Genomic DNA, 13,523 nt, shown 5'->3' on the forward strand with positions numbered 1-13,523 from the left:
GTGCTCGCCGCGGCGTGCGGCCAAGCGGGAAGCGCCGAACAAGAGCGCGCCGGCGCCCGCGAGTATGGCGAGCGCCGCCAGCAACGTGATGAGGCCATCGCCGGCGAGCCGGAACAGCGTGGGGCTCATGGCGTGACCCAGCGCAAAGGCGGCGGCGATCAGCGCGGCAAAGCGCAACGCGCGCCAGCCAAGACGCGCATAAGCCGCAGTGAGCACAAGGCTCAGGCCGGCATGGGCGAGCACGCGTGCGGATTCGGCGAACGCCGATTCTATGCTTAGCAGCGCCAACGCGGCGCCCGCGCTCATCCAGATGTCCACCACGGCGTCGCCCTGAGCATCGGCTGCATGGCGCGCGCTCAACCACGCGAGTGCGCACATCAACGCCGCGACCCCGAACAGTGGAGCAAAAGCAGTGAATCCATGCCAATCCAGCCGCGAGAACGCCGCCAGCAGCGCCAGCAAGCTGGCGCCCGCCGCGCCCGCGCCCGCCACGAGCGCATCCGTCTCGCGAGTCGGTCGGGCCAGATAAGCAGCGGCGGCAAGAACAAAAGCTGCGGTGAGAATGAGGGGATAGAAGGCGGGACTCAGCGCGCCTTCGCGCACATTGAGATGCGCCATGAAGCCGATGATCAGGGTGGAAACGCTGACGGCGAACGTCAGCGGCGCGGCCGCGCCCGCGCGTACCGCCAGCGCCGCCAGAATGCACAATCCGGTCGCCAGCACTGTTGGCGCCTGAACCAAGCCGACGCCGGTCGGCGATGTGTCGAACCAGGTCCAGATGGAGAGCACGCTGCCCGCGACGATCGCGATGGCCGGCAGCGCCGCGTGCACCTGGCCCCAGCCGAACGCCGTCGCGTCGCCGTTATGCGGCGGCCGCAACGCCATGGCTGCGCCGCCAATCCCGGCCAGGGCCAGCAGCGTAATCGCGCGCAACACATCGCCGCCGCCGAGCGCAAACGCGAACCAGACATAAAGACCGGTCAGTGTTGTCACCGCCAGCCACGGCCAACGTCGCCAGCCCGCAACGGCAAATCCGGCGGCGGCCGCCGCGCCCACCAGCGCCGTCACCAGACCCGGAGCCCATCCGCTCAGGTCCGCCAGCGCCGGCGCGAGCAAAGTGAGCGCCAGCGCCAGCGTCGCCGCCGCTTCGCTGACGCTTGGCGGCGCGGGCCATGCAAAAGGTTCCAGCGCTGCGGTGGCGTCGTTCGCCGCGGCTGGAAGCGGCGCGTCCAGCAGCAATTCGTCGTCGCGCACGACCTCGGTCAACAGCAGGGGTTCGTCTTCGCCCATGGCGGCAGGGGCGGGCGGGCGCGCCACGGCGCGCCTGAGCTCGGTCAGCTCAAGCGTCAGCGTTCGGATGCGCCGCGATTGCAGCCACACCCAGGCGCCAAGGCCCAGGATGACCAGCCATTCCATTTATATCCCCGCGAGAGACGTAGAAGAATCCGGCAGGCGCGACTGGTTCGCAAGCGATTGCTTCGATTTGGAGACCGGAAAAGCGACGAAAAGCGGGGCTTGGCGGCGGTGGCCAGGGCATGTTCAAAGCATGCGTATGACCTATGTATTCGAGCCGCCCGTCCAAGCCTCAGTCGCTGTCCTAGACAGCGAGGGGCGTTTTCCGGTTCGGCGCATCTTTTGCGTCGGACGGAACTACGCGGGTCACGTCCGCGAGATGGGCAATGATCCCAAGAGCGAGCCGCCGATCTTCTTCACGAAGCCGGCCGACGCGGTCGTGGAGAGCGGGGCCGATATCGCGTACGCGACCAACACTGCGAACCTGCACTATGAGGTGGAACTCGTGCTGGCGATTGGCGCGGGCGGCGCCGACATCGCCGAGTCAGACGCCGCGCAGCATGTATGGGGCTATGCCGTCGGCGTTGACCTCACACGTCGCGACCGTCAGGCCGAGGCTAAGAAGGGGGGCGCGCCGTGGGATACGGCCAAGGCCTTCGATCAATCCGCCCCGATCAGCGCCATCACTAGGACTCCGCCCGCTGCCGACGCGCGCATCTGGCTCGCGGTCAATGGCGACACCAAGCAAGATGCTCGGCTGGGCGACATGATCTGGAGTGTGCCGGAAATCATCGCGCATCTTTCGCGCTCGTGGATGCTGCAACCGGGCGACTTGATCTTCACTGGAACGCCAGCCGGAGTCGGTCCAATCGTCGCCGGCGATGTGGTGACGTGCGGCGTCAACGGCCTGCCCGAATTGAGCTTCAAGATCGCGCCGCAATAACTGCGAATCGCTCGCAACTTACCTGTCTTGCGTAGTGCGCGCCGCGCTTTAGGCTGGGGCAAAATAAGCCAGGAGGAGGCGACTTGAAGCCCACCGACATCGGGCAGCCGGACTATTTCCACAAAGTCGTCGACTGCCAATGGGCTTGCCCCGCGCACACGCCTGTTCCGGAGTACATCCGTCTCATCGCCGCGCAGCGCTACGCCGACGCGTACATGATCAATTGGAAGTCGAACGTTTTTCCGGGAATTCTCGGACGTACATGCGACCGCCCGTGCGAGCCAGCGTGTCGGCGGGGGCGCGTCGAAGAAGAGCCGGTGGCGATCTGCCGCCTGAAGCGGGTCGCGGCGGACAATAAGGGCGAAGTGGCGCAATTGATGCCGCCCAAAGCCGCGAAGAAGAACGGCAAGCGCGTCGCCTGCGTCGGCGCAGGGCCGGCGTCGCTGACGGTCGCGCGCGATCTGCTGCCGTTGGGCTACGAAGTTCACATCTATGACGGCGAAGCCAAGGGCGGCGGTATGATCCGCACGCAAATTCCGCGCTTTCGCCTCCCGGAAAGCGTGATCGACGAAGAGGTGAATTACATTCTGGCTTATGAGCCGGTGACGCATTTCGGCAAGCGCGTGGACTCGCTCAAGGCGCTGCTCGCCGAGGGGTATGACGCCATATTCGTCGGCACCGGCGCGCCGCGTGGCCGCGATCTCAATCTGCCGGGGCAGAAGGAGGCCGCCGCTAACGTGCATATCGGCATTGATTGGCTTTCGAACGTGTCGTTCGAGCATGTCGACAAGATTGGCAAGCGCGTGATCGTGCTCGGCGGCGGCAACACGGCGATGGATTGTTGCCGCACCTCGCGCCGTTTGGGTGGCGAGGACGTGAAAGTCATCGTCCGCTCTGGCTTCGATGAGATGAAGGCGAGCCCCTGGGAGAAGGAAGACGCCCAGCACGAAGGCATCCCGATCATCAATTTCCTCAACCCGCGCGAGTTCACGCACGCGAACGGCAAGCTGACCGGCGTGTGGTTCACCAAAATGCATTGGGTGGAGAAGGACGGAAAAAGGAAGCTCGAACCGACAGGCGAGCCGGACGTGCATTATGAGTGCGACGACGTGCTGATGGCTGTCGGGCAGGAGAACGCCTTCCCATGGATCGAGCGCGACATCGGTATGCAATTCGACAAATGGGACATGCCGGTCGTGGATCAGGCCACGTTCCAGTCAAGCATTCCCAATGTGTTCTTCGGCGGCGACGCCGCGTTCGGTCCCAAGAACATCATTTGGGCCGTAGCACACGGACATGATGCCGCCGTCTCGATCGACCTCTTTCTAAACGGCCAAGACGTAAGCAAGCGCCCAGCGCCCGGTGTATCGATGATGTCCACAAAGATGGGCATCCACGAATGGTCGTACGACAACGATGTCTCACTCGATCTGCGCTACAAGGTGCCGATGGTCGAAAACGAGGTGGCGCTGCGCAACGTGAAGGTCGAGGTTGAGAAAGGCTTCGACCCGCTGCTCGGCTACAAGGAAGCGCAACGCTGCCTGAATTGCGACGTGCAGACCGTGTTCGCGGGCAATCTCTGTATCGAATGCGATGCGTGCGTCGACATCTGTCCGATGGATTGCATCACCTTCACCGAAAACGGCGAGGAGACGGAGCTGCGTGATCGCCTCAATGCGCCGGCGCTCAATCTGACGCAGGATTTGTACATTGGCGACGGACTCAAGACCGATCGCATCATGGTCAAGGATGAGGACGTCTGCCTGCATTGCGGCCTGTGCGCTGAACGTTGCCCGACGGGCGCATGGGATATGCAGCAATTCTATCTCGAAGTGACGCACGCTGGGTGCGGCTCCAAACCGAGCCCCCGCAAGCGCGCGCCCAAGCCGGTGGCTGCTGAATGAAACCGATCGCCGCGACCAACGATTTCGTGGTCAAGTTCGCCAATGTGAACGGCTCGGGCTCCGCAAGCGCGAACGGCATGTTCGCGAAGGTGGTGCTGCGCATGGGCGTGCCCGTCGGGGCGCGCAACATCTTCCCGTCGAACATCCAGGGCCTGCCGACCTGGTATGAAGTGCGCGTGTCGGAGGCGGGGTGGCTTGGCCGGCGCGGTGGCGTCGACCTCATGGTGGCGATGAATCCGCAGACCTGGGACGCCGATCTCAAGGAGATCATGCCGGGCGGGTATCTGCTTTATGATTCATCGAAGCCCCTGCCTGCGTCTAAGTTTCGTGACGATATCACAATCATTGGCGCGCCGCTCACGGAACTGATCGCGGCAGAGTTTTCCGTCCCGCGCGAGCGGCAGCTGTTCAAGAATATCTGCTATGTCGGCGTGCTCGCGCACCTTCTGGGGCTCGAAAGCGACACGGTGAAGCAATTGCTCACCGAAGAGTTCAAAGGCAAGGACAAGCTCATCCAGCCGAACTTCAAAGCGTTCGAGCTGGGGCGGGCGTATGCGGAGGCCAACATCGCACCGATTGGGCTGCGCGTGCAGCGCAGCGATAAGGTCGGCGATCGCATCTTCGCTGAAGGCAATGATGCAGCAGCGCTCGGCGCCGTCTATGGCGGCGCGACGTTCTGCGCCTGGTATCCGATCACGCCATCGACTTCGCTGGCCGAGAGCTTCCAGAAGTATTGCACGATGCTGCGCAAGGACGCAGATGGAAAGAATCGCTTCGCCATCGTGCAGGCCGAAGACGAAATCGCGTCCATCGGCATGGTCATCGGCGCCGGCTGGGCGGGGTCACGCGCGTTCACCTGCACCTCTGGACCTGGCATCTCGTTGATGAATGAGTTTGTCGGGTTCTCCTATTACGCAGAGATTCCCGCCGTCATTTTCGACGTGCAACGCGGCGGCCCGTCCACGGGCATGCCCACACGCACACAACAATCGGACTTGCTGCTCGCGGCGTATGCGTCGCACGGCGATACCAAGCATCCGATGCTGTTTCCAGGCAATCCGACGGAAGCCTTCGAGTTCGGTGCGCAGGCGTTTGATCTGGCCGATTTCTTCCAGACGACCGTGTTCGTCATGCTTGAGCTGGATATCGGCATGCAGGAATGGCTGACCGAGCCGTTCAAATGGGACGAGAAACGCCGTCTCAATCGCGGCAAGGTGCTGACGTACGAGCATCTGGAGCAGGGTGTGCCGTTTGGCCGATATCGCGATGTCGACGGCGACGCAGTGCCGTATCGCACCTATCCCGGCACACACCCGACCAAGGGCTCGTATTTCACGCGCGGCTCCAGCCATGACAAGGACGCGCGCTATTCCGAAAAGGGTGAGGATTACACCGAGGGCATGCAGCGCCTTCTGCGCAAATGGGACACGATGAAATCCCACGTGCCGGCGCCGATCATTAAGAAGGCCAAGAAGCGCACGCCGGACGGCGTCATCTATATGGGCTCGACGGATCCGGCGATGGAAGAAGCGCTTTGTGCGCTTGAGAGCCACGGCATCCATCTCGACGCGCTGCGTGTGCGCGCATTCCCGTTCAGTAACGAGGTGTTCGACTTCATTCGCGACCACGAGCAGGTGTTCGTTGTCGAGCAGAATCGCGACGGTCAGCTCAAATCGTTGCTGGTGAACGAAGGCGGCGTGCATCCCGCGCGTCTCGTTTCCGTGCTGCACTATGACGGCACGCCGATCACGGCGCGCTTCATCATCAAGGACATCACCGAGAAGCTGCAGGCAGGCCAGGCCGCCGCGCTGCCGGAGAAAGCGAAATGACCTATCTCGCCAAGCCGCCGCTGCATCACCCGTCGCTGGAGCGCAATGCGGTCGGCTTCACGCGCCGTGATTACGAGGGCCGTATCTCCACGCTCTGCGCTGGTTGCGGCCATGACTCGATCAGCGCCGCGATCATTCAAGCCTGCTTCGAAATCGATCTCGAACCGCACAGGCTGGCGAAATTCTCGGGCATCGGCTGTTCGTCGAAGACGCCGGATTATTTTGTGAGTCCGGCGCACGGCTTCAACGCCGTGCACGGTCGTATGCCTTCGGTGCTGACGGGCGCCAACATTGCGGCGAAGGATCTGATCTATCTCGGCGTCTCGGGCGACGGCGACAGCGCCTCGATCGGCCTCGGCCAATTCTGTCACGCCGTCCGCCGCGGCGTGAACATGACCTACATTTGCGAGAATAACGGTGTGTACGGCCTCACCAAAGGTCAGTTCTCCGCGACGTCCGACAAGGGCTCGAAGGCCAAGAAGGGCGCGGAAAACAAGGATAGCCCCATCGATCTCGTCATGCTCGCGCTACAGCTTGGCGCGACCTATGTCGGCAGGTCGTTCTCCGGCGACAAGACTCAGCTCGTGCCGCTGATCAAAGGCGCGCTGTCGCACAAGGGCACCTCGTTCATTGATGTGATTAGCCCGTGCGTCGCCTTCAATAACCACGTCGGTTCGACCAAGAGCTTCGATTATGTGCGCGAACATAACGAGGCGGTGAACCGCATGGATGTGATCAGCCCGCGTGCCCCGATCCGCGCAGATTACAAGCCGGGCGAACTGAAAGAAGTTGTCCAGCACGACGGCTCGATCCTGCGCCTGCGTAAGCTGGAGCACGATTACGACGCGACCGACCGTAACGCCGCGCTCGGCTACCTGGCGCGCAAGGCGACAGAAGGCGAGATCGTGACCGGCTTGCTGTATGTCGACCCGGAGGCCAGCGATCTGCATGATGGCCTGAACACCGTGGATTGCCAGCTCAACAAGCTGACTGATCAAGAGCTGATCCCGCCGCTGAGCGCGCTCGAAAAGATCAACGCCAGTTTGCGTTGATCGCTACTTCAGCATCTCGAGCATCGCCATTGCGGCCGCTGGGTTGCGCTCTTTCGCGCCAGAAATGAAATAGAGAAAGACGTCGCCGCTCTTCTCCCAATCGCGAGCGGTCTTCAGCCATTTCTTGATCGCTGGCTTTGGATAGCCAGTCGGCTCCTCAGCCTGCGTCAGCTCCAGCCGCGCATATGAGAAATCCGCGGTGGGCTCGACGATCAGCGGGTGCTTTTCGGATTCCACGGTCACGACAGCGATGTTCCGCTCGCGCGCGATGGTTTTGAATTCGTCGCAGTCGAAGCTGGCGTGCCGCACTTCGATAGCGTGGCGCAGCCTCAGTTTGCCGAGCTTCTCCGGCAGCATGTCGAAATACGCATTGATCTCGTCGGCGTCGAATTTCTTGTAGGGCGCCATTTGCCAGAAGATCGGGCCGAGCTTTGAGCCGAGTTCGCCCAAGCCGCTGCTGAAGAACCATTCGATCGATTGGGCCGCCTCGCGCAAATCCTTGCGTTGCACCGCGGCGCGTGGCGCTTTCACCGAGAACATGAAATTTTCTGGCGTTGCCGCCGCCCATTTCTTGAATGAGGCGGCTGTTTGCGTGCGATAGAAGGTCGAATTGATCTCAATCGCCGTGACTTTGCTGCTGGCGTATTCGAGCTGTTTCGCGGCGGCGAGCTTAGGCGGGTAGAAGGTCTCCTCCCAAGGCTCGTAATTCCAGCCGCCGATGCCGACACGGATCATGCGCGCCTCCTTTTCGCTTTCAACATTGGCGCTGGGCTGGGTGCGTTCAAGCGCGTTCGTCGCGCGGGAAGACGCGTTCCACCTCAAACCGCCGCGCCGCCTCGCGCTCCAGCCCGGGCGAAGCGTTCACGACAACCGCCGCTTTTGCCGCCGCCCACACCTTCAAATCCGCCCGCTCATTGCCCGCATAGACAAAGCCATCCGGGAACGCGCGCCGTAATCGGCCCGCCTTCTTCGCGGATTTGAGATTGGCGCGGCCGTCCGAAGCGAACACGTGATCAAACAAGCCCAGATGCGCCGCGACCGCATCCGCGCCGCCCTGATCAAACGCGGTCGCCAGCGCAATCACGCGACCAGCAGTGCGCTCCTCGCGCAACCACGCAACGAAAGCGGAATTGTAGGGAAGGGTCGCCGCATCGACCGGATACAAACGCGTCAGCCGCTGCTTCGCATACGCTCGCCCGCGCGTGAGCCATGCCAGCAGCATGAACACGTTCCACGGCGCGGCGCTGCAGAAACGCAGCATGGCGCGCCTGAAGAGGTCAGCGTTGATCAAAGTGCCGTCGAGATCGACGGCGAGCGGCAATTTCGCCGCCATCAGGCACCGGTGAATTTCGGCGTGCGCTTTTCGGTGAAGGCGTTGACGGCTTCCTTGTGGTCCGCCGTCTCGTGCGCCAACGCCTGGAACGCCGCCGAAAGCTCCAGCACGTCGCTCAGACGGCCATGCTGCGCCTCGCGCAACAAGCGCTTCGCCAAACGGATCGAACGCGGCGGGTTCACCGCGACGCGCTCCGCCAGCTTCAACGCTTCGTCCAACAATTGCTCATCTGGCACGACGCGGCTCACCAAGCCGAAGCGCACGGCTTCCTCCGCGTCGATCGTGTCGCCGGTCAGCACCAATTCCGCCGCGCGCGAGGCGCCGATGGCATTGGTCAAAATCCATGCGCCGCCGTCACCAGGAATGATGCCGACTTTCACGAAGCTCGACGCCATCTTGGCCGAGGCGCCAGCGATGCGGATGTCGCAGAGTATGCCGATGTCGAGGCCGAGACCGATCGCATGGCCGTTGATCGCGGCGATGGTGGCGACTTCAACGTCCGCCAGCGCGCGGATCACGGAATGCACGCCGCGGCGATAGTTCGCGCGCGTATCGTCCGGCTCCTCGCGTGGGCCGATGCCCGTGCGTTCTCGGATGGCTTTGAGGTCGCCGCCGGCGCAGAAGGATTTGCCCGCGCCGGTCAATACGACAGCGTTGATCTCGCGATCGTCATTGGCGCGGCGCAGCGCGGCGGAGAGATCGTCGCAATCCTGCTGTGTCGCAATCGCGTTGCGGCTTTCTGGCCGGTTCAGCGTGACGACCGCAACGCGGCCCTTCTTTTCGTACGTGGCGAACGTCATGTGCGAGCTCCAATAGGCGTGGCCGGCTTAGACGATCATCGGCGGGGCGACAATTCCTTACGCTTCGACGTTATCCAGCGGCCTGGCCTTCAACGTAGGCGATGAAAGGCTCGGTCTGCAGCAGCGTCCCATTCTGGTAGGCGTCGAGCTGGCCAGTGCCGTCGCGGCGCACGGTGACGACGTAACGCACGCCTTGCGTTTCGAACGAGAATGCCGTGCCCGTCGCATCAGTGACTTCCGCGCCGTCACGCACTTCGGCGCTGAAGGGCGTCGTGCGGCCATTCTCGCTGACCTCGATCGGACGGGCGTTCGCGGCCTGTGCGTAATCGTAGGAATTGTAGATCAGATCGCCACTTTGGTCTTCATATACCACGATGGAGCGGCGGCCGGTGACGCCCAGCACGCGCGTGCGCGGCATCCAACGGCAGCTGATGGTGCGGCTATCCAAGTTGATTGACGTGAACGGCAACGTGTAGGCGGAGCCCGGATTCTCTAGCATGCCCGGATTGACCTGACGCACGGAGCCATCGACGCCCATGTCGCGGAAGAGCTCAGTGACTATGCTCCCAGCCGCGCCTTCCTCTGTGCCGACCTCGTAGCCAATACGCTGCACTACGGCGCCGTTGGGCTTGTCGTACTCAGCGACCTGCACATTCACACCGTCGCGATTGAATACAAAAACGGCTGGCGCATCGATGGCGTCGCAGATGAACCATGGCGCGGGGACACGGCGCACGACTTCTTCCACCGGCGGCGGCGCTGCAGCTTCCTGCTGGCCGCAAGCGGCAAGCGCGGTCAGAGCGGCGAGGGCGAGGATGGTGCTGCGCATAGATAAATCTCCTGCGCGTGCTCTAGCATCGCGGAAGCGGGACGCAAGCGTGGAACGCTCAATCGAGGCCGAGCTTGGCGCGCGCGGCTTTGGTAAGTGAAACGGCGGAGTCCGCATAAATCGCCCAGGGATCGGGTTCTTCAAGCCGCGCGCGCATGTCTTTCATCTTGAACGCCGACGCTTCGGGGATGGTCTTGAGTTCATCCCAACTCACGGGGGCGGCGATCGGCGCTGTAGGCTTCGCGCGTGTGGAATAGGGGGCGATTGCCGTCGCGCCGCGGCCATTGCGCAGATAGTCAATGAAGATGCGACCCTTGCGTTTCGCCTTCGACATGTTGGCGACGAAGCGCTTCGGATCGAGCGCCGCGACTTGTTCGGCGAAGCCAGCGGCGAAGCCTTTGACTTCGTCCCAATCGGCGCGGCGTTTCAGATTGAGCACGATATGGATGCCCTTGCCGCCGGTCAGCATGGCGAAGGAAGGCAGATCGGCGTTGTCCAGCAGGGCCTTGAGGTCAAAGGCTGCGCGTTTAACAAAAGCGAAGTCCAGGCCTTCGTCCGGGTCGAGGTCGAACACCATGCGGTCCGGCTTCTCGAGCGCGTCGTTCCGCGCGCCCCAGATGTGCAATTCGAGGGCGGACATCTGCGCGCACCCGACCAACGCGTCGGCATTCGGAAGCGTGAGATAGTGTTCGTCCTTCCCATCGGACTCGGCGATTGGAATGGTCTTAATCTCCTTCGGCGCCCCGGCCATCGCATGCTTCTGGAAGAATTGCTGGCCGCCGACGCCATCTGGCGCGCGCACAAGGCTGACGGGTCGCCCGAAAACGTGCGGGCCCATGCGGGCTGCGACCATTTCCAGATAGGCCGCATACTCGGCCTTGGTGATATCGGCTGCTGGAAAGAGCACGCGATCGGGATGCGTAAGGCGCACGCGTGATTGGAGAGCGGGGACCTCGGTTTCGGCGTTCACGTCTTTCGCGCTCTTGTCCCCGCGCAGCCCGAGAAAAACAGCATGCCGCACGGCGCCGTCGGGGGTGATGTCGGCGTACTTAATCTGCGCCACGAGCTTCGGTTCCACCCATTTGGCGCCGCGCGCCGCTTCACGCGGGACGGTGAGTGCGGGCTTCCCGCGCGCGAGCTTTGCGAGCTGCGCTGCGAGGGAGGCGAGCGTCTTATCGTTGAAGCCGGTGCCGACATTGCCGCGATAGGTGAGTTCGCCCTTCACGCGCTCCGCGAGCATGAGCGATGCGAATTGCCGTCCTTTGAGCGAGGGCTGATAGCCGATGATGATGAATTCCCGCTCGTTGACGCATTTGGCTTTGAGCCAGGATTGCGTGCGGCCCGCGCGATAGTTGGAATCCGCCTTCTTAGAAACGACGCCTTCAAGACCCTTTTCGGCGAACGCTTCAAGTACGTGTGGACCATCGCCTTCGACGTAGGGCGAAAGCCGGATCGGCGCGTGAGCGCCTCTGAGTAGCATCTCGAGTCGCGCCTTGCGTTCGAGTAGCGGCGTCTTGCGCAGATCCTTATCGCCCTCAGCGATCAGATCAAACACGAAATACGACACACCCTTGGCGTCGCCGTTTTCGAGTGAGCGTTGCAGCGTGGAGAAGCTCGTGCGCCCACTCGGGTCCGCCACCGCGACTTCGCCATCGAGCAGAACATCCTTTAGTCCAAGCGCACCGAGCGCGTTGGCCACTTGGCTGAACTTGCCCGTCCAATCGAGGCCCGTCCGCGTGTAAAGCCGCACCGCGTCGCCGCTGACCGCTGCTTGCATGCGATAGCCGTCATATTTGATTTCGTGAATCCATTTATCGCCATCGGGCGGTGTCTGGACGGGCGTGCACAGCGCCGGCTCAACGAACCCCCATTTCGGCGCCTTGGTCATCGGCGCGCGTTCGCCGCCCTTGCTCCAGACACGACCGCCCTTGGCTTTCAAATCCTCAACGGTGCGGCCCGTCTTGATGCTCGTCACAGCGCGCGTCGGATCCTCCTTGCCGGCATGAGCATCGCGTGACTTGAAGAGCAACCACGGTTCGCCGCGCTCACCTTCGCGCGGCTTGATCTTGACCATGTGAAATTCGCCCTTGAGCCGCTCGCCGCTCAGCACGAATTTCAATTCGCCCTTCTGCATCCCCTCGGCCGGATCGTTGATCCATTTGACCTTACCGTCGTCCCAGATGATCACCGCGCCCGCGCCATACTCGCCCTTCGGGATCACGCCTTCAAAGGCGCCGTATTCGAGTGGATGATTTTCTGTGCGCACGGCGAGGCGCTTCACGGTCGGATCGAGTGAGGGACCTTGCGGTACGGCCCAGCTCATTAGCACGCCATCGTGCTCAAGGCGGAAATCATAGTGCAGACGCGTGGCTGCATGCTTTTGCACCACGAACATGCCGCCGGCGGTTTTGAGTTTGCCGCCGGCCGGTTCGCTGGTTTTGCCGAAATCGCGTTTGCGATTGTATTCAGCGAGGCCGCCTAGGTGGTTGGACGCCGCCGCTTTCTTTGCACCGCTTTTGGCGGGCTTCTTCATTTCTTCGCGCGTTTAGGCGCGGTCTTCGCCGGCGCCTTGGCGCGCGGCGCGGCCTTCACCTTTTCCGCGGCGGCGCGTGGACGCTTGGCGGGTTTGGCTGGCGCTTCATCCTCGTCGTCGTTCGCGGCTGCCGCTTTGCCTGCGGCTTTCTTCGCCAACGACTTCTTCAGCGCATCCACCAGCGAGACGACGTTGTCGCCGTAATCGGGCGAAGGCTCCTCCTGGTCTTCAAGAACCAGTTCGCCATGGCGCTCGATCTTCTTCTTCACGAGGCGCTCGACCGCGGCGGCGTATTCGTCCTCGAATTTGGTCGGATCGAATTTCGCTTTCTTGCGGTTGATCAATTCCTCGGCGAGGTCGACCAAATCGGGATCGGATTTGCCGTCCGGAATTTCATCGAAGAAGGACTTCGCCGCGCGCAGCTCTTCGGCGTAGTGCACGGTCTCAACGATCAGGCCGTCTTCATAAGGCTTCACAGCAGCGATGTAGGACCGCCCGCGCATCGTGATTTGGCCAAGGCCCACCGTCTTGGAACGGCGCAGCGCGTCGCGCACGACGCGGTAGGGCTCGTCCGCAAGTTTGCCGTCCGGCAGCGCGTAATAGGGTTTGTCGAAATAGATCGGGTCGATCGTCTCGGAGGGCGCGAATTGCACCATGTCGAGCGTCTTTTTTGAGTTCACCTTCAGGGCGTCGAATTCCTCATCCGAGAACAGCACGTAGCGGCCCTTGGAGAATTCGTAGCCTTTGACGATCTCGTCCTTATCAACCGCGCCGATGCCCGGCACGACCTTTTCGTATTTGATGCGTTGCTTGGACGGCTCATGGATTTGGTTGAACGAGATCTTCTCGCGTGAATCCAAGGCGGAATAGAGCTTCACCGGCAACGCCACGAGGGCGAGCCGGATTTGCCCAGTCCAAACGGGACGAGCTGGAGGTGGCATGAGAGGCAAACGCCCTTGTATGACCCAACGTTCCGCAAGCGTAACATTGGCCTGACATGGCGGCAA

At 62.4% G+C, this 13,523-nt stretch carries 11 protein-coding genes; 4 read left to right on the forward strand and 7 right to left on the reverse strand.

The window, feature by feature from the left end:
* A partial coding sequence (locus tag VF769_RS01430; RefSeq protein WP_331006581.1) for a hypothetical protein occupies positions 1–1,416 on the reverse strand: 1,416 nt, incomplete at its 3' end.
* Positions 1,417–1,552: 136 nt separating this feature from the next.
* On the opposite strand from VF769_RS01430, the gene VF769_RS01435 reads away from it, so the two are divergent.
* From VF769_RS01435 to VF769_RS01450, 4 genes are all read left to right on the forward strand, one after another.
* Complete coding sequence (locus tag VF769_RS01435) at positions 1,553–2,236, forward strand: fumarylacetoacetate hydrolase family protein (RefSeq protein WP_349258074.1); 684 nt, start codon at positions 1,553–1,555, stop codon at positions 2,234–2,236.
* An 83-nt stretch (positions 2,237–2,319) separates the two neighbouring features.
* Positions 2,320–4,140 (forward strand): FAD-dependent oxidoreductase, encoded by a 1,821-nt coding sequence (locus tag VF769_RS01440; protein ID WP_331006583.1) that lies wholly within the window; start codon positions 2,320–2,322, stop codon positions 4,138–4,140.
* Positions 4,137–5,969: a 2-oxoacid:acceptor oxidoreductase subunit alpha gene (locus VF769_RS01445; protein WP_331006584.1), complete on the forward strand. Its 1,833-nt coding sequence runs from the start codon at positions 4,137–4,139 to the stop codon at positions 5,967–5,969. Before VF769_RS01440 ends, VF769_RS01445 begins: the two co-directional genes overlap by 4 nt.
* Positions 5,966–7,021 carry a 2-oxoacid:ferredoxin oxidoreductase subunit beta gene (locus VF769_RS01450; RefSeq protein WP_331006585.1) on the forward strand — a complete coding sequence of 352 codons (1,056 nt, stop codon included), beginning with the start codon at positions 5,966–5,968 and terminating at the stop codon, positions 7,019–7,021. The genes VF769_RS01445 and VF769_RS01450 overlap by 4 nt, the downstream gene beginning before the upstream one ends.
* A gap of 3 nt (positions 7,022–7,024) precedes the next feature.
* Here VF769_RS01450 and VF769_RS01455 read toward each other — a convergent pair whose 3' ends face one another.
* The 6 genes from VF769_RS01455 to VF769_RS01480 all read right to left on the reverse strand — a co-directional run bounded on the left by VF769_RS01455 (position 7,025) and on the right by VF769_RS01480 (position 13,457).
* Positions 7,025–7,756, reverse strand: a complete 732-nt coding sequence (locus VF769_RS01455; RefSeq protein ID WP_331006586.1) for a DUF72 domain-containing protein — start codon at positions 7,754–7,756, stop codon at positions 7,025–7,027.
* A gap of 46 nt (positions 7,757–7,802) precedes the next feature.
* Positions 7,803–8,354, reverse strand: coding sequence for a hypothetical protein (locus VF769_RS01460; protein ID WP_331006587.1), 552 nt, complete (start codon positions 8,352–8,354; stop codon positions 7,803–7,805).
* On the reverse strand, positions 8,354–9,154 hold the full coding sequence (locus VF769_RS01465; RefSeq protein ID WP_331006588.1) for a crotonase/enoyl-CoA hydratase family protein: 801 nt from the start codon (positions 9,152–9,154) through the stop codon (positions 8,354–8,356). Before VF769_RS01465 ends, VF769_RS01460 begins: the two co-directional genes overlap by 1 nt.
* A 70-nt stretch (positions 9,155–9,224) precedes the next feature.
* Positions 9,225–9,983: a hypothetical protein gene (locus tag VF769_RS01470; RefSeq protein ID WP_331006589.1), complete on the reverse strand. Its 759-nt coding sequence runs from the start codon at positions 9,981–9,983 to the stop codon at positions 9,225–9,227.
* A 58-nt stretch (positions 9,984–10,041) separates the two neighbouring features.
* Positions 10,042–12,516 carry a DNA ligase D gene (gene ligD / locus VF769_RS01475; protein ID WP_331006590.1) on the reverse strand — a complete coding sequence of 825 codons (2,475 nt, stop codon included), beginning with the start codon at positions 12,514–12,516 and terminating at the stop codon, positions 10,042–10,044.
* On the reverse strand, positions 12,513–13,457 hold the full coding sequence (locus VF769_RS01480; RefSeq protein ID WP_331006591.1) for a Ku protein: 945 nt from the start codon (positions 13,455–13,457) through the stop codon (positions 12,513–12,515). Before VF769_RS01480 ends, ligD begins: the two co-directional genes overlap by 4 nt.
* Positions 13,458–13,523: the final 66 nt, after the last annotated feature.

Source organism: Vitreimonas sp. (assembly GCF_036392335.1).
Lineage (GTDB): Bacteria > Pseudomonadota > Alphaproteobacteria > Caulobacterales > Aquidulcibacteraceae > Vitreimonas.